Annotated in this window: 17 protein-coding genes and 1 pseudogene; 13 read left to right on the plus strand and 5 right to left on the minus strand. The window is 69.6% G+C overall.

All coding sequences use genetic code 11. From position 1 onward, the window contains the following. The 3 genes from D7Y15_RS36070 to D7Y15_RS36080 form a co-directional block, all read left to right on the plus strand. The coding region (locus tag D7Y15_RS36070; protein ID WP_148139251.1) for a hypothetical protein at window positions 1-267 on the plus strand (267 nt) is incomplete at its 5' end. 159 nt (window positions 268-426) lie between these two features. Next, complete coding sequence (locus tag D7Y15_RS36075; RefSeq protein ID WP_233597342.1) at window positions 427-1182, plus strand: hypothetical protein; 756 nt, start codon at window positions 427-429, stop codon at window positions 1180-1182. Between the two features lie 186 nt (window positions 1183-1368). Further along, entirely contained in the window at window positions 1369-1650 is a 282-nt protein-coding gene (locus D7Y15_RS36080; protein ID WP_120579763.1) for a hypothetical protein, read from the plus strand. A 7-nt stretch (window positions 1651-1657) separates the two neighbouring features. Here D7Y15_RS36080 and D7Y15_RS36085 read toward each other — a convergent pair whose 3' ends face one another. Together D7Y15_RS36085 and D7Y15_RS36090 are read right to left on the minus strand one after the other, a co-directional pair. After that, entirely contained in the window at window positions 1658-2401 is a 744-nt protein-coding gene (locus tag D7Y15_RS36085; RefSeq protein WP_120579762.1) for a phytanoyl-CoA dioxygenase family protein, read from the minus strand. A gap of 51 nt (window positions 2402-2452) precedes the next feature. Next, window positions 2453-4114: an acyl-CoA dehydrogenase family protein gene (locus D7Y15_RS36090; protein ID WP_121755428.1), complete on the minus strand. Its 1662-nt coding sequence runs from the start codon at window positions 4112-4114 to the stop codon at window positions 2453-2455. A 66-nt stretch (window positions 4115-4180) separates the two neighbouring features. Between D7Y15_RS36090 and D7Y15_RS36095 the strand changes: the two genes are divergently transcribed. After that, window positions 4181-6046 carry an ATPase gene (locus D7Y15_RS36095; protein WP_121755429.1) on the plus strand — a complete coding sequence of 622 codons (1866 nt, stop codon included), beginning with the start codon at window positions 4181-4183 and terminating at the stop codon, window positions 6044-6046. Here D7Y15_RS36095 and D7Y15_RS36100 read toward each other — a convergent pair. Together D7Y15_RS36100 and D7Y15_RS36105 are read right to left on the minus strand one after the other, a co-directional pair. Next, window positions 5986-6834, minus strand: a complete 849-nt coding sequence (locus D7Y15_RS36100) for a WbqC family protein (protein ID WP_121755430.1) — start codon at window positions 6832-6834, stop codon at window positions 5986-5988. The two genes, D7Y15_RS36095 and D7Y15_RS36100, sit on opposite strands and share 61 nt — an antisense overlap. 20 nt (window positions 6835-6854) lie before the next feature. Beyond that, the gene (locus D7Y15_RS36105; RefSeq protein WP_233597341.1) at window positions 6855-7664 is read right to left on the minus strand and encodes a phytanoyl-CoA dioxygenase family protein; all 810 of its coding nucleotides are present in this window, start codon (window positions 7662-7664) and stop codon (window positions 6855-6857) included. A 115-nt stretch (window positions 7665-7779) separates the two neighbouring features. Between D7Y15_RS36105 and D7Y15_RS36110 the strand changes: the two genes are divergently transcribed. From D7Y15_RS36110 to D7Y15_RS36135, 6 genes are all read left to right on the plus strand, one after another. Further along, a complete protein-coding gene (locus D7Y15_RS36110; RefSeq protein ID WP_121755431.1) occupies window positions 7780-8709 on the plus strand; it encodes an alpha/beta fold hydrolase in 930 nt (309 codons plus the stop codon). A gap of 193 nt (window positions 8710-8902) precedes the next feature. Next, a complete protein-coding gene (locus tag D7Y15_RS36115; protein WP_120579757.1) occupies window positions 8903-10663 on the plus strand; it encodes a lamin tail domain-containing protein in 1761 nt (586 codons plus the stop codon). Between the two features lie 86 nt (window positions 10664-10749). Continuing rightward, complete coding sequence (locus tag D7Y15_RS36120; RefSeq protein WP_120579756.1) at window positions 10750-11535, plus strand: exodeoxyribonuclease III; 786 nt, start codon at window positions 10750-10752, stop codon at window positions 11533-11535. Between the two features lie 28 nt (window positions 11536-11563). After that, complete coding sequence (locus tag D7Y15_RS36125) at window positions 11564-12343, plus strand: 1-acyl-sn-glycerol-3-phosphate acyltransferase (protein ID WP_120579755.1); 780 nt, start codon at window positions 11564-11566, stop codon at window positions 12341-12343. Between the two features lie 150 nt (window positions 12344-12493). Continuing rightward, window positions 12494-14062: an ATPase domain-containing protein gene (locus D7Y15_RS36130; protein WP_121755432.1), complete on the plus strand. Its 1569-nt coding sequence runs from the start codon at window positions 12494-12496 to the stop codon at window positions 14060-14062. A 2-nt stretch (window positions 14063-14064) separates the two neighbouring features. Further along, on the plus strand, window positions 14065-14433 hold the full coding sequence (locus tag D7Y15_RS36135; RefSeq protein ID WP_120579753.1) for a response regulator: 369 nt from the start codon (window positions 14065-14067) through the stop codon (window positions 14431-14433). A 7-nt stretch (window positions 14434-14440) separates the two neighbouring features. On the opposite strand, the gene D7Y15_RS44430 is transcribed toward D7Y15_RS36135, so the two are convergent. Further along, window positions 14441-14623, minus strand: a complete 183-nt coding sequence (locus tag D7Y15_RS44430; protein WP_126935800.1) for a hypothetical protein — start codon at window positions 14621-14623, stop codon at window positions 14441-14443. Window positions 14624-15345: 722 nt separating this feature from the next. On the opposite strand from D7Y15_RS44430, the gene D7Y15_RS36140 reads away from it, so the two are divergent. The 3 genes and pseudogenes from D7Y15_RS36140 to D7Y15_RS46075 all read left to right on the plus strand — a co-directional run. After that, on the plus strand, window positions 15346-16110 hold the full coding sequence (locus D7Y15_RS36140) for a hypothetical protein (protein ID WP_120579752.1): 765 nt from the start codon (window positions 15346-15348) through the stop codon (window positions 16108-16110). 47 nt (window positions 16111-16157) lie between these two features. After that, window positions 16158-17384 (plus strand): ROK family transcriptional regulator, encoded by a 1227-nt coding sequence (locus D7Y15_RS36145; RefSeq protein WP_120579751.1) that lies wholly within the window; start codon window positions 16158-16160, stop codon window positions 17382-17384. Continuing rightward, window positions 17381-17599: pseudogene (locus D7Y15_RS46075) on the plus strand (glycoside hydrolase family 16 protein); the annotation flags it as partial. The gene D7Y15_RS36145 and the pseudogene D7Y15_RS46075, both read left to right, overlap by 4 nt.

Raw genomic sequence — 17599 nt, forward strand, 5'->3', positions numbered from 1 at the left:
GGGTTGAAGCGGGTGTCGGCGGGGCGGCCGGTGAAGGTGGGGGGGATGATGATCTGCCGGCAGATGCCGCCCACGGCGAAGGGGATCTGCTTCATCTCGCTGGAGGACGAGACGGGGATCGCCAACCTGGTGGTGCCCTCGGAGGTGTATGCGCGGTGCAGGCAGGAGATCCACGGCGCGCTGTTCCTCGTGGGGGAGGGGATGCTGGAGCGCTCGGGGAAGGTGACGAACGTGAAGACGCGCAGCGTGGTGTCCGTGAGGCAGTGAGACGTAGGAACACCGCGCTACATCTGCACGTCTGTTCCCGTGATCCGTGGACGGATGGGCAGGAATACCCACGGGGGCATGGAACAACCCGTATTGCTAGCGATATAGGTTGCTTCTGTCTGGAGTGTAGTAGCGTGGATCAGAACGGGAGGGTACTCAGTGCGCAACAGTCTTCGGTGGTTGGGGTCGCTGCTCGATCGCGTGGGCCTGTCTGAAGTGGTGGAGGAGGCGAGCGATTGGGTTCGGTACTACGCGCAGGGCAAGCCGCCCGTGAGCGAGCCTGCTCGGACCCGCGTTTCCCGCCCGGTGCACTCCGAGGCTCCGCGCGCGTCCGTGCATGAGGTGATCGAGTCCCTGCGCAACGCGATTCCGGATCGCCAGGTGGACGCGACGGTGGTGGGGGTCCCCTTCGAGGGCCGCATGGAGCTGGCGCAAGCCGCCCGTCGCAAGACGGCGCCCAAGGCGAAGAAGGCCGCGAGCAAGAAGAGCGCGGCGAAGAAGGCCCCGGCCGCGAAGAAGGCGGCGCCCGCGAAGAAGAAGAGCGCGGCGAAGAAGGCCCCAGCCGCGAAGAAGGCGGCTTCGTCCGGAGCCACGAGCGAGGACGCGGTGTCGGTGCTGGAGACCGCGCTGCGAGGCCATGCGCGCCAGAAGGACCTGGTCTCCGCGGGCAAGGAGAAGGATCAGCTCCTGCGCTCGCTGATCCCGCTGTACCTGGCGAAGTCGCTGGACGTGGAGGTGACGTCCGGAACGACGTCGCGTTTCTGGAGCGGGCTGGGCGTGACCTACGCCGCGCCGAACGCGGCCAAGGCGCTGCGCCTGCACGCCGGCTACGCCCAGGACACCAAGAAGGGCAAGGCCATCACCGCGAAGGGCGTCCGCTACGTGGAAGACGCCCTCACGCAGGCCGCGAAGTAGCTCCTGCCGGGCCAGATGCCGCGCCTTTGCTGCCCACTCAAGTACGGCATCCGCCGTGTTTGGGCATGGGCAGCGATTGCTTGCATGGTGTCTTGCGCCACGACTGGGCTTCAGCCGGAGACTCAGGCTGACTCAAGCGAAGCCATTTCTTCTGCTGTCTTTGAATGGCCAGAGGGCCTGGAGCCCATGGCGACGCTGGATGGACCTGCCATCCTGGCGTCCCATGCGGCCCTCCAGGATGTCGTGAGCCGTTTCCCCAAGGCGCGCCGGAATGAATGCATCTTCACGGCGCGAGCCCTGGAGGTCGTCGTCGGCGAGGGGAAGGGCGTCTACATCGTCCGGGTGAACCGGCGCGTCGACCACTGTGAGGGAATCGGACCTGGTGGCAGCTTCGAGCTCGACTGGTTCGAGCTCTATGCCGTCTCGCCCGAGGGCCGGATCATCGAGCGGTATCAGTACGCGCCGTGAATCCGCCTCAATCCCTCGCGGATCGTGAGCCCGGGACCGGCAGGTTGTCCGTCCGCCGGTATGTGGCCACCACGGAGTACTTCGTGTCCGCCGTGTGATTCCGGCTCGCCGCGTGGAACAGCCGCGCGTGGAAGAGCAGCACGTCCCCGGGGAACAGTCGCACGTACTGCGCGCCTTCGATGAGCGCCGCGTTCTCCGGCAGGTCCGACCGCAGGAACAGCCGCGCGTCGTAGCGCTCCGGCGCGAACTGCATCCGGTGCGTGCCGGGCAGCACCTTCAGGCCGCCGTTCTCCGGCGTCTCCGGGCCCAATGCCAACCACGTGGAGATCAGCTCCGGCCGCGTGAAGGCCCAGTAGCGCACGTCTTGGTGCCAGCCCGTGTCCGAGGAGAAGCGCGGCTGCTTCGTCATCACGCAGTTGTGGTGCGCCCGCGCCTGCACCACCGGCCCGTCCAGCAACTGCCCCAGCGCCTCCATCATCCGCGCGTCGTCGAACCACGCCGCGAACAGGGGAGCGCGCCCATGCGCCTTCAGCAACCGCCTCACCGTCCGCCCGCCCTCGGCGTCGACGCTCGCCGGTGAGCCCGGATAGGCGACTTCGGCCTCGTACTCCACCGGGCCGTCACCGGAGGCGAGCTGCTCCTGGATCACGGCCCGCATCCGTGTACACGTCCCGCCCTCCACGAAGGACGGCAGGACGAGATACCCATCGGTGGCGAAGCGCTGGCACTGCTCGGGGCTCAGGACGGACATGGCGCCCGCTTCTTAATGGCGGCGCCCGCCGCATGCACCTGTCGCGATGCCTCAGCTCAGCAGCCGCGAATCATCCAGGTCGATTTCATCCTGGATGAGGTCCACGCCGTTCTGCCGGAACCGCCGCGCCGCCGCCCGGCTGCGCGGGCCGTGCCCGTGCTCCAGGCACCACTGCGCGTGCTCGCTGAGCAGCGCCAGCTCCAGCGTGCGCCCCAGCGTCAGGGAGAAGCGCCGCGCCCCGGCCTCCATCGTGGTGGGGTTCGCCATCGCGCCGGACACCCACGCCCGCGCGTGCTCCAGCGCGTCGTGCGCCGTCTTCACGCATGGCCGCAGGCCCGCGTCCGTCACCTTCGACAGCCGGCCCTCCACCTCGTGGAAGAACGCCTCCAGCGTGCCTTCCTTCGCCAGCGCGCGCAGCGAGTCCAACGACAACACGTTCGTGGTGCCCTCCCAGATGGACAGCACCTGCGCGTCCGCCTGGATGCGCGGCAGGCCCGTGTCCTCCACGTAGCCCGCGCCGCCGAAGGACTCCGTCACCTCCGACGTGATGTGCACCACCTGCCGGCCCGTGGTCAGCTTCGCCAGCGGCGTCACCAGCCGCTGCAACAGCATCTCCTGCTCCGTCGCCGTGCGCGTCTCCAGCTTGCCCAGCAGCTCCACCCCGCGGAACGCCAGCAGGAAGCCCGCCTGGAACTCCGCCTCCAGCCCCGCCAGCGTGTCCATGTGCAGCGGCTTCTCCGACAACGGCGCGCCGAACTGCACCCGGCGCTTCGCGTAATCGTGCGCCAGCGCCATGGCCCGGCGCATGCTCCACGTCGCGCCCATCGCGTTCCAGGTGCGCGTCACGTTCAACATCATCGCCATGTTGCGGATGCCGTCCGTCAGCCCCGCCACCGGCACCGCCAGCGTCCCGTCCAGCGTCAGCTCCGCCGTGGGCACCTTGCGCGTGCCCATCTTGTCCTTCAGGCGGTTGATCTGGATGCCATTGAGACGGCCCTGCGCGTCCCGCGTCTCCACGAAGAAGAGCGCCAACCCCTTGCCTCCGGGGCCGTTGCCCGTGGGCCTCGCCAGCGTCAGCGCCATCTGCGCCGTCGTCGCGGACGTGAACCACTTCGTGCCGTGCAGCCGCCAGCCCTCCGGAGACTGCCGCGCCTCCGTCAGCGTGAGCCCCACGTCCGAGCCACCCGTGCGCTCCGTCATCCACTGGCCCGACGTCCAGAACGTCGCCGGATCCCGCGACGTCAGGTGGGGCAGGGCGTGGTCGATGAGCGCCTGGTTGCCCAGCGACAGGAGCGACCGCGCCGCGCCGTCCGTCATCGCCAGCGGGCACGAGTAGACGTCCAGCGACGGCTGCACCAGGTAGTTCAACGCGAACTGGTGCACGCGGCTGAGCGCGCCGCTCTTCTGCTCGTAGGCCACCGCGACCAGGCCCTTCTTCGCGGTCAGCGCCTCCGCCTCCTTCCACAGCGGTGACACCTCGATGTGATCAATGCGCTGACCCCACGGGCTCCACTGGGTGAGCACGGGCTCGTTCAGCCGGTCGCGCTGCTGGAACTCGTAGAAGTACTTGCCTCCCAGCTCCCCCAGCTCGCGGAAGTCATCCTGGAGCGAACGAAACATGTCCTCCGGAAGGGTACGGGCGAGGTAGCCCTGCAGGAACGCGTCGTCGTCGTACTGGTTGCCAAGACCGGGGGGCGCCTGGAAGAAGCTCATGGGCCGAAGTTAACACCGCTGACACGACGGTGGGGTACAGTGACCTCCCCCCCCGCCGGAGCTGTGATGGCTGACTTCACCCGCAGGCCCCCACCTGGCCCAGGTCCGTCTTCGCTCGGCGCCGAGCAGGACGAGAATCGCAACATCACCCCGCTGGAGACGCCCGCCGCGCAGGCGAACCCCGTCCTGTCCGCGCCGCCCCGTCCGCGCGCGCCCGCACCCGCCGGTGCGGCCCTGGGCGCGGAGCCGCGTCCGGAGCCCACCCGCTCCCGGCCCGCGGTTCCCGCGCCGCTGCCGTCCGTCATCTTCGACCCGATGCCGCGCCCTCGCGTGCCTCCCGCGCAGTCCGCGGGCGTGGCACCACCGGGCGCGCCGCCGCCGTTCGGCGAGGAGATGCTCGACGTGCAGACCGAGCGGCGCACCGCGCCCCCTGGCCCGCCTCCACCCGCGCAGGAGCCCGAACGTCGCGCGGCCCCCGGCATGGAGCGTCGCGGTCCCCCGGAGGTGGACCGCCGTGGCGCGCCCCCGGCGGGCCCTGACCGTCGTGGTGCCGCCTCGGCGCCGCAGCAGGGCTACGCCGGCCCGGAGCGGCGCGGCGTCCGGCGCGCCGATGGCTCGGACGCCCCGGCGACGAACCGCTTCTGGCCCGCGCAGCCCAAGACGCTCCAGGAGTCCGGCCTCAACGCGACCTTCGTGGAGGAGCTGGTCCTCAAGGCCATCTTCTTCGCGGGCGAGATGCGCGGCATGGACGTGGCCACGCGCCTGCAACTGCCCAGCGCGCTGGTGGACGAGGTCATCGAAGGCCTGCGCCGGCAGAAGTACATCGACATCCGTGGCGGTGGCGGATCCGGCGTGGGCCGCTCCACGATGATCTACCAGCTCACGACCTTCGTGACGGACGTGCTGAGGCAGATCCTGGACCGCAACCGCTACAACGGTCCGGCGCCCGTGCCGTTCAACGAGTGGGTCGCCGCCGTGAAGCAGCAGACCGTGCGCGGCAATCGCATCACCCGCCATCGCATGCAGGACAAGTTCGGCGACCTGATCATCCGCGACTACATCTTCGACGGCATCGGTCCGGCGATGAACTCCGGGCGCGCCATCTTCTTCTACGGCCCCCCGGGCAACGGCAAGACGGCCATCTGCCAGGGCATGGTCAACTGCTACGAGGGAGACATCTTCGTTCCGCACGCGCTGCTCGTCGACGACTTCGTCGTGAAGATGTTCGACGCGAACATCCACCGCGCGGTGGAGGACGAACCCGGCATGCCGTCGTATGACCGCCGCTGGGTGCGCTGCCGCCGCCCGCTCGTGGTGGTGGGCGGTGAGCTCACGCTGGAGATGCTCGACCTCGTCTACACGCCGGAGGTGAAGTACTACGAGGCCCCGTTCCAGATGAAGGCGTCCAACGGGATGCTCCTCATCGACGACTTCGGCCGGCAGAAGGTGTCCCCCAAGGACCTGCTCAACCGGTGGATCGTCCCGCTGGAGAGCGACGTGGACATCCTCACGCTCCACACCGGCAAGAAGCTCCAGGTGCCCTTCGACGTGTTCGCCGCGTTCTCCACGAACCTGGATCCCAGCGCCCTGGTGGATGACGCCTTCCTGCGCCGCGTCCGCTACAAGCTGGAGGTGCAGCGCCCGGACGAGGAGCAGTTCCACGAGATCTTCCAGGTGATGTGCAGGAAGCGCGGCGTGCCCTACGACGCGCGCGCCGTGGACTACCTCATCGACGAGCACTACCGCCCGCACCACCGGCCCTTCGCCGCGTGCCAGCCTCGCGACCTGTTGGATCAGGTCATCGACATGGCGAACTACCAGGGCCAGACGCCGCGCCTGGATCCCGCGCTGCTGGACGCCGCCGTGCGCAGCTACTTCGTGCGCTTCGACAAGCCGGCGGACTCCTCGCCCACCGCCGCGTCCGCCCGCTGAAGCGGCTGGGGGCCGTCCCCCGCGAACGGCCCCCACGGCGACGGCTGGAGCCACGTGCGCACCGTCTCCACGGGCACGTTGGCCAGCACGTCCACGATGGACAGCCCCGTCACGAAGCGCCCCTCGCGCCCCTGCGCGTAGTCCGGGTGGCGGAAGCGCTGCCACAAGAGGCGCACGTCCACCGCGCGGAAGCGCTCCGGCTTCAGGTACACCGTGGAGCCCGTCCCCGAGTAGTACGTGTGCGCGCCCGTCTGGAGGCAGTACTCCACCAGCCGCTGCGTCTTGTCCTCGCCCCGGCGCTCCAGCGTGGACGAAAGCACCAGGTTCGGCTCCAGGCCCAGCGGTGCGTGGAACAGCGCCATGCTGGACAGGAGCACGCGCAACAGCGACCCCGGGCCGGACTCGCGCGCGGCGGCGTCGTAGAAGGGCTCCAGCAGCGGCAGCACCTGCGCGCGGAAGTGCGGCCGTCCTCCGTAGAGCGTCACCATCGCCTGGAGGTGCTTGCGCGCCCAGGGCTGGCTCTGATCCACCGTCAGGTCGCGGATGCGCGTGTCGCGGTGCGGATCCTCCAGCGGGATGGACAGCCACTGGAAGCCCGGCTCGGACGGGGGCGGCGTGGGCACGCCGTGGGGCAGGGCGACGCGCGTGCGGCGCTGCCAACCGCGCCGGAGCCACTGCACGTCGTCCAGCACCACCAGCGTCCCGGCGCGGGCCACCTGCTCGTAGAAGTCCACCCACGGCAGGTAGTGGGGCTGCTCGGCGACGAGGACTCCAGGGTGTCCGGACACGCCCGGGATGATAGGGCCTTTCAGCCGCCGCGCACCGGGTGACGGAACATCGGAGGGAACACGCGCGGGGCCTTCTTCTTGCGCACGCAGGTGGTGTCCGCGCTCATGTAGCAGGCGGAGAACGCGCGCCGCCGCTGTCCGGGCCGGCCGCGCCCGGAGCGGTGCCAGACGTGGTTGTGCACGAGCAGCGCCTCTCCAGCCCGCACCGGCAGGGGCACCACGTGTCCTTCCGCGTCCGCCGCCTCCACGCGGTCCGGAGGAATCACGCCGCCCAGTGACGTCACCAGGCCCGCGCGGTGACTGCCCGGAATCACCTCCAGACAGCCGCCGCCTTCTGGCGCGTCGTCCAGCGCGGTCCAGATTTGAAGGTCCGGCTCGCGCGTGAGGCCCCACAGCTTTCCGCCGTCCTGGTGGAAGGGCAGGTTGCTGCCGCCCGCGGGGCCCTTGTGGAAGAGGATGGCGCGGTACAGGACGATGTCGCCGGGGATGCGCGCGCGGGCGATCCGTTCGAACAGCGGGTTCTCCATCCACGCGAGGAAGCGCGGATCCTTCTCCAGCTTCTCCAGCTTGCGGTAGTCCAGGGACGGACCCTGCCAGCCCAGCCCCAGGGGGGCGTCCTCGTAGCGGCCGGTGGTGGCGTCCGGCTGGAAGAACATCCCCGGGTACACCACGCGGCCGAGCATCAGGTCGTCCGCCCGCTCGCGCAGCGCTTCCACGCCCGCGTCGTCCAGCACGCGGCCCAGGCGCGCGAAGCCGTGCGCCTCGTAGTGGGCGAGCACGGCCGCCACGTCCAACCCTTCCGCCTCCACGCTGATCATCGCGCGCACCATTGCCTGGAGGCCCCGGCGCGTCCAGCCTTGGCCTGCGCGGACAGGGGAGGGCGCACTCGTGGGAGGGGCTGTCGGCACTTGCACCCGCGCCTGCCCGGCCGCATGGTGGGCGGGGATGCCCTACCGTCGCGCCACGCACCTCGTCTCCGCCCCGGATGGCACCCGGGTGGCGGTCCACACCCACAGCTCGGGCACGCCGGAGGAGGGCCGCGACGCCGCGCTCGCGGACCGTTCCACGGTGTTGCTGACCAACGGCATTGGCACGTCGGAGAACTTCTGGCGCCACATCGTCGCCGACCTGGAGCAGGACCACCGCGTGGTGCACTGGGACTACCGCGGCCATGGCATGAGCGAGGAGTCGCGCGACAACGACTACCGCGTCCAGGTGCACGTGGACGACCTGGAGCGCGTCACCGAGGCGGCCATGGCGCGCGGCGACGGCAAGCCCCCGCACCACATCGCCTTCTCCATGGGCGTGCGCATCCTGCTGGAGCTCTACCGCCGCCGGCCGGATCTGGTGCCGTCCATGACGCTCATCGCGGGGACGCCGGGCGTGCCGGGCTCGGCGGATCCGCGCTGGGGATCCCGCTTCGTGTTGTCCGCCGCGAAGGGAGTGTTGGCCGCGGGGACGCCCTGGGTGCCGGTGGTGGCGCCCGCGGTGAAGGCCTTCCTCGCCACCCCGCTGGCGGATCCGCTGGCGCGGGCCGTGGGGGCGCTGCGGCCCCGGGCTCCGCGTGAGGACATCGCCGAGTTCCTGGACGCGCTCTACCACATGAGCGCGCAGGCCTATTGGCGCACGCTGCGAGGCCTCACGGAGGGCCACGCCTGGGACGTCCTCCCCTCCATCCGGGTGCCCGTGCTGATCATCGCCGCGAGCGATGACGTCCTCGTGCCCCTGTCGGAAGTGCAGCGGCTGCACCGCGCGCTGCCCCAGGCCTACTGGCTCCAGGTGGATGACGCCGGCCACGCGGGCCTCCTGGAGGCCGGGACGGAGATCGCCCAGTCCGTTCGGGGCTTCCTGGATGCGCATGGATTGGCGGATTGAGCCTCCCCGCAAACCCCCGGGACTCCTGGCTGAAGCCGGGCCGGTCCGGATGACCCATCCGCACTGCCAGGTCTTGAGAAATCCGTGACCCGGAGGGTTCCATGGCCGTGAGCGAGAAGTCACGGGGAGGGGTTTGCGTCGGCCTGTAATTTTGTGGTTTGTGAGGAGGCTCAGTACTCAACACGGAGTCTCCATGTCCTGGTCTTCCCGGCACCTGCTGGTCCCTTTGTCAGCGGTGCTGTTGGTGTTGTCGGCGTGCGGTGGTGATGACGACAAGAACCCTGTCTGCGGCAACGGCATCATCGAGAGTGGCGAGGCGTGCGACGACGGCAACCGCGTCGAAGGCGACCGCTGCAACAACAGCTGTCAGGTGACCACGCCCACGAACGACGCGGGCACGAACACGGACGCGGGCACTGACGCTGGCACGGAGACGGACGCCGGCACGGAGACGGACGCCGGCACGGAGACGGACGCGGGCACCGAGACGGACGCCGGCACGGCCACCGACGCGGGCACCGAGACGGACGCCGGCACGGCCACCGACGCGGGCACCGAGACGGACGCCGGCACGGTGACGGACGCGGGCACGGAGACGGACGCAGGTACGACCACCGATGCGGGCACCGAGACGGACGCCGGCACGGAGACGGACGCGGGCACCATCGACGCGGGCACGGATGCCGGCACGGAGACGGACGGCGGCGCCACGGACGGCGGCCCGGCTCCGGACGCGGGCACGGGTTCGGACGCGGGCACCGACGCGGGCACCACGGCGACGCTCAGCGCGCTGGAGCCGGCCGCGGTCTTCGCGCGCTCGGGCACCACGGGTGAGACGATTCCGGAGCCGCTCGCGGTGTCGCTGAGCGCCAACGCCACCACGGACGTCGTGGTCCAGGTCACCTCGTCCAGCCCCTCGGTCGTCATCGCCAACAGCGGCCAGGTGACTGTGCCCGCGGGCTCGCGCTCCGCGGCGATCATCGTGACGGCGAACGACGCGGCGGGCTCCGCCAAGGCGACGCTGACGGCCACGCTGGGGGGTGACTCGCGCACCGCCACCGTGCGCGTGCTCGGTGCGACGGAAGCGGCCTCGCTGGCGTTCCTGTCGCCGGAGACGGTGTCCCTGGCCGCCGGTCAGACGGCCAACGTCACCGTGACGCTCGACATCCCGGCCGCGGCGGCCACGTCCGTGGCGCTGTCCACGACGGGCAACGTGGGCTCCGTGCCGGCCACCGTCACGGTGCCGGCCAACGAGCTCTCCGCGAAGTTCGTCTTCACCGCCGGCGCCGCCGGTTCGACGGGCACCATCGTGGCCACGCTCAACGGCCAGTCCGTGTCCGCCCAGGCGCAGATCACCGCCGCCCCCACGACGAACCACGTCGTCATCAGCGAGCTCGCGGGCGCAGGCCCCGGCGGTGCGGGCGACGAGTTCGTGGAGCTCTACAACCCGACGAACGCGGAGGTGAACATCGGTGGCTGGAAGCTCCAGTACAAGAGCGCCACCGGTAACGCCTACACCGGCTCCTTCACGCTGCCGACCACCGCGCGCATCGCGGCCCACGGCTTCTTCCTGCTGACCAACCGGGACTACGTGGGCACGGTCACCACCGACAGCAGCTGGGGCACCACCTTCTCCATGGGCGCCGCCGTCGGCCACGTCCGCATCGGGCCCGCGGCGATGGGCACCACTCCGGGTGACACGAACGCGGTGGACACGGTGGGCTTTGGCGCCACGGCGGACTCCGCGGAAGGCAAGAGCCCTGTCACCGGGACGATCGCGACCAACGGAAGCATCGAGCGCAAGGCCAACGCTGGCTCGTCCTCGGCCACGATGGAGGGCGGCTCGGACGCGGCGAAGGGCAACAGCTACGACACCAACGTGAACAGCGCGGACTTCATCCTCCGCACCACGCGCAACCCGCAGAACAAGGCGAGCGGTACGGAAACGCCTTGACGCACTGAGCAGTGACCGGCCCCCACCGTCCGTCCAGGAACGGTGGGGGCTGGAAATACCCGCGCGCTTTCGCCATAAGCGGGGGCGTGCGAGTCGTCTCCTGGAACGTCAACGGTCTGCGCTCCATCCACCGCAAGGGCTTCCTCCCGTGGCTGTCCAAGGCCCGGGCGGACATCGTGGGGCTGCAGGAGGTGCGCGCCCGCGTGGAGCAGCTCCCCGCGGAGGTGCGCGCCCCCCGTCGTTGGAAGACCCACTTCGTGGCCGCGGAGCGCCCCGGCTACAGCGGCGTGGGCCTCTTCAGCCGCCACGAACCGGACGACCTCACCACCACCCTGGACGCGCCGGAGATGGACGCGGAGGGCCGCCTCCAGTTCGCCCGCTACGGCAAGCTCACCGTGGTCAACGGCTACTTCCCCAACGGCAACGGGAAGGACCGGGACCTCTCCCGCATCCCCTTCAAGCTGGACTTCTACCGCCGCCTCTTCGCGCGCCTGGAGAAGCCCCTGCGCGACAAAGAGCGCGTGCTGGTGATGGGAGACTTCAACACCGCCCACCGCGACATCGACCTGGCGCGCCCGCGCGAGAACCGCGAGACGAGCGGCTTCCGTCCGGAGGAGCGCGAGGAGTTCGACCGGTGGATCCGCGCGGGCTGGGTGGACACCTTCCGCCAGTTCAACGCGGAGGGCGGTCACTACTCCTGGTGGAGCCAGCGCGCCGGCGTGCGCGAGAAGAACATCGGCTGGCGCATTGACTACGTGCTCGCCACCCCCGCGGCGCTCGCCTTCGTGAAGAAGGCGTCCGTGCACCCGGACGTCCACGGATCGGACCACTGCCCGGTGAGCGTGGACCTGGACCCCGCGGTCCTCACCTGAACCCCCTCATACCCAAGGGATACCTCTCATGAACGCACTGCTCTCCATCTGGACCTGGGTCGAGGTGGGCCTCGTCGCCCTGGTGGGCTTCTTCGTCCAGCTCTCCCTGTTCATCCTCACGTTCCTGTTCGACAAGCGCCGCTACGTGGCGGGCCGCTGCTTCCGCCTGGTGGGGGTCACCGCCGCGAAGCTCACGCCCTTCTGGCGCTTCGGCGTGCATGGGAACGTGCCGGACCGCGTGGCGCCCAACACCGTGGTGGTGAGCAACCACGAATCCAACGCGGACTGCTTCCTCATCTCCTTCCTGCCGTGGGAGATGAAGTGGCTGGGCAAGCGGAGCCTCTTCAAGGTGCCCGTGGTGGGCTGGATGATGAGCCTCGCCGGGGACGTCTCCGTGGAGCGCGGCGACCGCGACTCGGCCACCGGCGCCATGGCGCGCTGCAAGGAGTGGATGCTCAAGGGGATGCCGGTGATGATCTTCCCGGAGGGCACGCGCTCCAAGACGGATGAGCTGCTGCCCTTCAAGGACGGCGCCTTCCGGCTCGCCATCGAGATGCAGGCGGACGTGCTGCCCCTGGCGGTGAGCGGCACGCGGCTGGCGCTGCCCAAGCACTCGTGGCGTTTCGCCACGTCGCGAGGGCTGGTGACGGTGGGCACGCCCATCTCCACCAAGGGGATGACGATGGACGACGTGGAGTCGCTCAAGAACCAGGCGCGCGCCCAGATTGAAGCCCTGCGCGCTTCGCTCAAGCCGTTGACGGGGGGCTCTGCCTCCGTGCCGGCGTCGGAAGCCAACGCCGCTCGCTGAGCGGCCGGCGGGCCGGGGCACGCGTGTTTGTCCAGGAACGCACGTACCCCAGATTGTTGAGCCTTCACGCGGGGGCTGGACTATGGAGTCCACCCGGGGCCGGTTCTCTCGGTCCGGCTCGGCGCCTGGCGCCCAGGAAGGAAGCGCGTGATGACGCCGGGCGGTCCACGTGAAGAGCAGCGGGTGGCCACGGGCATCCCCGGCCTGGACACCGTGCTGTGCGGCGGCCTGCGCAGGGGCCGCATGTACATGGTCCTGGGCCTGCCGGGCGCGGGCAAGACCATCCTCGCCAACCAGATCTGCTTCCATCAGGCGGCCCAGGGCCACCGGGTCCTCTACCTCACGCTCCTGGCCGAGTCGCACACGGAGCTGGTGAGCAACCTCCAGACGCTGTCGTTCTTCGACCCGGCCTGCGTGCCGGGGAAGATCAGCTACCTGAGCGCCTTCACCATCCTGGAGCAGGGCGGGCTGGAAGCGCTCGCGGAGCTGATCCGCAAGGAGATCAAGGCGCACAAGGCCTCGCTGCTCGTGCTGGATGGACTGCTGGCGGCGGAGGAGCTGGCGCCGTCGCGGCAGGCGCTCAAGAAGTTCATCCACGGCCTCCAGGTCGTGACGGGCCTCATCGGCTGCACCACGGTGGTGCTCACCACCGGGGGGGACAAGGGCCTGCGCGCGGAGCACACCATGGTGGACGGCCTGCTGGTGCTCCAGCAGCGGACCTTCGGGGTGCGCACCCTGCGCGAGCTGAGCGTGCGCAAGTTCCGGGGCAGCGCCTACAAGATGGGGCAGCACGGCTTCGAGATCACCGCTGACGGGCTCACCGTCTATCCCCGCCTGGAATCCATGGTGGACGGCAACCTGGTGCCCGGCGCGGGGAAGCGCGAGCGCGACGCCTTCGGCGTGGCCGGCCTGGACTCGATGCTCAAGGGCGGCGTGCCCGCGGGTTCCACCACCATCCTCCTGGGGCCTCCGGGCAGCGGCAAGACGCTGCTGGGGTTGAGCTTCCTGGCGGAAGGCGCCCGCCAGGGGGAGCGCAGCCACTACTTCGCCTTCTACGACGCGCCAGAGCGGATGCTCGCGCAGGCGGCGGGCGTGGGGCTGCACCTGCAGCCCCTGATGGAGCGCGGGGACCTGGAGGTGAGCTTCCGGCCGCCCACGGAGAACATCCTCGACAAGCTGGGCACGGAGCTGTTGACCATCGTGCGCAGCGGCCGGGTGCGCCGCATCTTCCTGGACGGCTACGAAGCGCTCCGCCGCGCCTCCACCCGCAATACGCGGGTGGCGCGCTTCCTGGCGGCGCTCGTCAACGAGTGCCGGGTGCGCGAGGTGACGCTCATCTACACAGCCGAGGCCACCTCCGCCTTCGGCCCGGAGGTGAAGTTCCCTCTCAAGGGCATCTCCATGGTGGCGGAGAACATCCTGTTCCTGCGCATGGTGGAGCTGCACTCCGGGCTGCGCCGCTTCATCGCGGCGCTCAAGGTGCGCAACAGCGCCTACGATCCCGCCCTGCGCGAGTTGGAGATCACGAACAAGGGACTCAAGGTCGGCCAGCCCTTCGCGGAAGGGCAGATGTTGATGACGGGGCTCGCGCGCACGCGGACTCCGGAGCCGACCCCCGTGCCGAAGCCGCGCCGCAAGCCGCGCGCGGGCACCGTGTCCTCCGCCAGGGCGACCTCGCCGAAGCCGCGCCGGAACGTCTCCAAGCGCCGAGGCACGTGACCATGGGGCCCGTCCTCATTGTCGACGACGAGTTCGGCATCGTGGAGGCCGTCCGGGACCTCCTGTCCGACGAAGGCTACCGCACGGCCACGGCGCTCAACGGCCGCGAGGCCCTGGAGCGGATGCGCCAGGAGCGCCCGTCGATGATCCTGCTCGACTACATGATGCCGGTGCTCAACGGGCCCGGGGTGCTGGAGTCCATGCAGAAGGACCCGGCCCTGCGCGACGTCCCGGTGGTGATGATGAGCGCCAGCCCGCCGGACTTCTGGCAGCACCTGCCATGCGCGGGCTTCCTGCCCAAGCCCTTCGACATCGAGCAACTGCTGGGCATGGTCCGACGCATGATCGGCCCGCCGCCAGTGACGCACTGACGGCCTGTCAGGGATTGAAGTCGGTCACAGCCCATGACTGTGACAGGTGAACCATGAAGCCTTCGTTTCTCTTCGTTCTCGTGGCCGCTGCTTCGGCCTTGTGGGCTTGTTCCTGGCTGCCCGGCACGAAGGCTGAACCATCGGTGGAACGGTCGGCGCGCCTGAAGTCGGCGGTGACGGAGTCATGCATCAATGAGGGACTGCATCGACTCCGATTGCGGAGCACCGGCAAACTGGACAATCAGCTGTTCGTGGTTGCGGAGCCTGATGGGCCCTCAATGGCCCATCAGGTTCCTGTGATCATTCAGCATCACAAGGTTCTTGGGCCCTCCTTCATCCTGGTCGTCGTAACGACCCTGCCACGTGGCCGCGTGGGTGAGGCGGATTACCGGCAGGCGGAAGAGTGGACTGGAGAGGTCCTTCAGGGCGTTCTCGACGCGTGCAAGGCATCAGGCCCGGTGAGGTGCGTTCGTTGCCAGCATGATGCGTGCAACGTGCCGTGCACTCCTCGCTGAACGGGAAGTCAGCTGTAGAAGGTCATGAGCGAGCCCCTGGAACTGCGTACGGCAGCTCCAGGGGCTTTCTGCTTTGAGGCCGGACCCCGCGCGAAGCCGGGCACGGCGCACCGCATCAACCGGTTTACGCCGTGCAACGCGTTCTCGGCTGCTTGCAAATGGGTAAAGGGGGCTGGTATTTCTTCGTCAATCGAACGAACTCGCATGTTCGCGGTGGGCGGGGACGCAGGGCGGCTCCAGGTGGCAGGGGCCCCGGCGGCGGGAGATGGCGGTTTCTCCTCTGGCGGGTGGCTGCATGGGTGACGCGACGCGGCATGCGAGCGGCGGATTCCAGCAGGTTTTGATTTCTTCGCCGTAAGAACGAAGTCATCCCAGCAAGACAACCCGGAGGGGATTCATGCTTCGCAACAAGCGTTTCGCGTGGACGTTGACGGCTGTCGGAGTTTTCGCGCTCGCGGGGCTCGTGGGGGCCTGTGATCCCGAGGACGACCCCACGCCTGGCACCCAGAACGACGCCGGTACCAAGACTGACGCGGGCACCAACACGGACGCAGGGACGAACACCGACGCGGGCACCAACACCGACGCGGGCACGGAGACGGACGCCGGGACGAACACGGACGCCGGCACGGAGACGGACGCGGGCACCGACGCGGGCACCCAGACGACGCTGCCCCTGGCGGTGGACGGCACCTGGGCTGCTAGTGGCTACATGGGTGACGGCGAGGAGAACGGCCTCGTGGACGAGCCCGTGTGCGCCACACCCCGCCCGGGCTCGGGCCTGGGGACCTGCCACAAGTTCACCTACACGAAGAAGAGCAAGAACTGGGCAGGCGTCTTCTGGCAGTACCCGGAAGGCAACTGGGGCAAGACCAACACGCCGGGCTTCCTGGTGCCGGACGGCGCGAAGGCCGTGACCTTCTACGCCTGGAGCGACAAGGGCGGAGAGACCGTCGACTTCTTCGTCGGCTACGGCCCTGACTCCCAGGACGGCTTCGAGAAGAAGCTCAGCCCGGCCGCAGTGCTGGCCACGACGCCCACCAAGTACACGCTGGACATCAGCAAGATCCGCTACGCCGACGTGGCGGCGGGCTTCGGCTGGTCCGCGGGAGGCCACGACGAGCCGTTCGTGTTCTACATCGACGACATCCAGTGGCAGTGACTCCCATCTGAGCGCCCCGTGCGCCCAACCAGGAACGTGAGCGGACGATGAAAGCGGGAACGGCGGTGTTGACGGTCGATGCGGCGGGCATGCGGGCGCAGAACAGCGGCCTGCTGCTCAACATGATCTGGCGCGAGCGTCAGATCTCCCGGGCGGAGATCGCCCGGCGCACGGAGCTCAGCCCGTCGACCGTCTCCGCCATCGTCGCGGACCTGGAGCACGCGGGCCTGGTGCGCAGCATTGGCGCCGGGGTCTCCCGCGGGGGCCGCCGTCCCACCCTCATCGGCTTCTGCGACGAAGCCTTCAGCCTGGTGGGCGTCGAACTGGGCGCCTCCCACGTCACCGTCGTCCTCACGGACCTCCGCGGCCGCGTGCGCACGCAAAGCAAGGCGAGCCACGCGGTGCGCGGTGATCCGGAAGGGTCGCTGCAGAAGGCGAAGGAGCTGGTCCAGGAGTGCCTGGAGGCCGAGCGCGTCCCGCGCCGCTCCGTCGTCGGCATGGGGGTGGCCGTGCCCAGCCCCGTGCACCCGGCGGCCCCCGGCAAGATGTCCCCCCTCATCCTCCCCGCGTGGAAGCACGTGGACGTGAAGGAGTGGTTCGAGACAACCTTCGACATGCCGGTGTTCGTGGACAACGACGCGAACCTCGGCGCGCTGTCGGAGTGCTTCTGGGGCGCGGGCTCCGGCGGCGAGGACCTCACGTACATCAAGCTGGCCACCGGTATCGGCGCCGGCCACATCATCCACGGCGACGTGTATCGGGGCGCCGGCGGAATGGCCGGTGAAATCGGCCACATCCCGGTCGACTCCAACGGCCCGCTCTGCGTGTGCGGCCTGAGGGGCTGCCTCGTCACCCTCATCGGCTCCACGGCGCTCACCGAGCGCGCACGCGAGCTCATGGGCACCCGCGGCCGCAAGGGCCCCACCGTGCGCGACCTGGTGGAGGGTGCTCGCACGGGTGACGCCGCCGCGAAGCAGATCATCGACGGCATGGGCGCCTACCTGGGCATCGCCGTGGGCGGCCTGCTCAACCTGTTGAACCCCGCCATCGTCGTGCTGGGAGGGGAGATCTCCTCCGTGGGCGAGATGCTGCTCGACCCCTTGCGCGCGTCCGTGCGGCAGCGCGCCCTGTCTGTCTCCATGGCGGAGACGCGCATCGTCACGTCGGTGCTGGGAGAGCGGGCCATCGCCGTGGGCGCGGCCACCCTGGTGCTCCAGGCGGCGCTGCGCGACCGCTCCCTCTTTCCCACGCAGCACGTCGGGAGAAGTGCATGACTTCGCGCCGTCTTGTCCTCGCCCTGGCCCTCTCGGGCCTGGGAATGGCTTCGTGTGATCCGGCAGCAGGTCTGGATAACAAGCAAAACGAGCAACCCAGGCCCGTCACGGAGCAGCCGGGCACGGGGTGGGAAGTCGTCTGGCAGGACGAGTTCGACGGTCCGGCGGGCTCGCTGCCTTCGAAGGAGCGCTGGGTCCCGGACGTGGGCGGGGAC

The organism is Corallococcus sp. AB030 (assembly GCF_003668965.1).
GTDB lineage: Bacteria > Myxococcota > Myxococcia > Myxococcales > Myxococcaceae > Corallococcus > Corallococcus exiguus.